General features: G+C 71.2%; 3 protein-coding genes. 2 read left to right on the top strand and 1 reads right to left on the bottom strand.

The window, feature by feature from the left end; all coding sequences use genetic code 11:
- A partial coding sequence (locus DEI83_RS15630; RefSeq protein WP_181431276.1) for a transglycosylase SLT domain-containing protein occupies positions 1–332 on the top strand: 332 nt, incomplete at its 5' end.
- Positions 333–396: 64 nt separating this feature from the next.
- On the opposite strand, the gene DEI83_RS15635 is transcribed toward DEI83_RS15630, so the two are convergent.
- The gene (locus tag DEI83_RS15635; RefSeq protein ID WP_111082857.1) at positions 397–1,272 is read right to left on the bottom strand and encodes a DUF808 domain-containing protein; all 876 of its coding nucleotides are present in this window, start codon (positions 1,270–1,272) and stop codon (positions 397–399) included.
- Between the two features lie 114 nt (positions 1,273–1,386).
- Between DEI83_RS15635 and DEI83_RS15640 the strand changes: the two genes are divergently transcribed.
- Positions 1,387–1,993: serine hydrolase (locus DEI83_RS15640; RefSeq protein WP_111082858.1), on the top strand; the 607-nt coding region annotated here is incomplete at its 3' end.

Below are 1,993 nucleotides of genomic sequence, written 5' to 3' on the forward strand. Positions count from 1 at the left end.
CCCCTGTCACCGCCACCGTCCCCGTCCCCACCCCGGGCAGCGCTCAGGCGATCGCTGCGGAGATGGTCGCCGCCCGCGGATGGGGCGCCGATGACTTCGGCTGCCTCGTGTCCCTCTGGGACCGTGAGTCCGGTTGGCGGACGGACGCCGCGAATCCGAACGGCGCCTACGGCATCCCGCAGGCGTACCCGGGGACGAAGATGGTGTCGGCCGGAGCGGACTGGCGGACGAACCCCGCCACGCAGATCACGTGGGGTCTGGACTACATCGCGGGCCGGTACGGGTCGCCCTGCGGCGCCTGGGCCCAGAGCGAGTCCGTCGGTTCGTACTGATCCGTCGGTTCCTGCTGACCCGATCGGTGTCGCGCCGCACGGGTCCGGACCGGAGGCCCGACGCTCAGTGCGAGCGCCCGCGCAGCCGTCCGATCCCGAGCACGATCCCGACGATCACCATGCCGAGCACCAGGCCCGCGACGGCCGAGATCGCCGTGTCGACGATCCACGTCACGACCGGTCCCGCGGCCGCGACCGCGTGCTCGACGTGGTGCAGCAGCTCGTACGGCCCGGCCCAGAACGTCTCCGCCATGTTGGCGATGACCAGGTGTCCACCGACCCAGAGCATGGCGACGGTCCCGACGATGCTGATGAACCGGAAGACCGCCGGCATGGCCCGGACGATCCGGGCGCCGGTGCGGCGGGTGCGCCGCGAGGGGTTCTTCATCATCTGCAGGCCGATGTCGTCGACCTTGACCAGGAGCGCGACGGCGCCGTAGACGATCAGGGTCATGCCGAGGCCGATGACCGCCAGCGCGCCGAGCGTCGGCCAGAAGCCCAGCTCGGGGTCCAGGCTCGCCAGGCCGATGAGCATGATCTCGGTGCTGAGGATGAGGTCGGTGCGGATCGCCCCGAACACCAGTTTCGGCTCGGAGACGGCTGCGTCGGTGCCCGCCTCGTGGTGGACGCCGAACCACTCCGTGACCTTCTCGGCACCCTCGAAGCACAGGTACGTCCCACCGATGACGAGCAGCCACGGCAGCACCCAGGGTGCGAACGCGGACAGCAGGAGCGCCAGCGGGATGATGATGACGAACTTGTTGAACAGGCTGCCGAGGGCGATCCGTCCGACCACCGGCAGCTCGCGAGCGGGCTGGAGGCCCTGCACGTACTGCGGGGTGACGGCGGCGTCGTCGATGACGACACCGGCGGTCTTCGCACTGGCCTTCAGGGCAGCGCTGAGGATGTCGTCCACGACGGCGAGCAGTCCGACTGACATGTGGTGGTCTCCTCAAGGCTTCCCGAACACTGTCCGATCGCTCAGACTACTGGCGCTTCCCCGCGAACTCGCCCGCTGCCCCGTCAGGCCCCTCCGACGCGGCAGGATGGCGGGATGACACGTGCCCAGACCGTCCGGGACGCCATCGTCGCCGAGGTCGACCGGACCGGGTTCGGCGCGCACGGGTTGCACGTCCTGGTCGGCGACGACGCTGCCGGACATCGCTGGACGCCCGACGTCCGGGAGGACGTGCAGTCCATCGCGAAGGGCGTCTGCGTCCTCGCCGCCGGGATCGCGTCGGACGACGGTCTGGTCGACCTCGACGCCCCGGTGTCGGCCGCCCTGCCGGAGTGGGAGTTCGGGCCCGGTGCCGACGAGGTCACCCTCCGGCACCTGCTCGGCATGGCGAGCGGCATCGACCTGCCGTGGTCGGCGACGATGCTGACGGACTGGCCCGACCTGGCCGTCGAGTTCCTCGGGCGGCCGTCCCGCGGCCGGCTGTTCCAGTACTCGAACGCCAGCACCTACACGGCGATGCGGGTCCTGGCGGCCCGGGTCGGCGACGTCGGTGCCTTCGTCCAGGACCGGCTGTTCACACCGCTCGGCATCGACGACGCCGGGTGGGAGCGGTGTCCGCACGGCTTCATCGCCGCCGGGGGCGGGCTGCTGCTCCGCACGGCCGAGGTCGCGCGGTTCGGACGGCTCGTCCGTGACCGGGGGC

The organism is Curtobacterium sp. MCBD17_021 (genome assembly GCF_003234525.1).
Lineage (GTDB): Bacteria > Actinomycetota > Actinomycetes > Actinomycetales > Microbacteriaceae > Curtobacterium.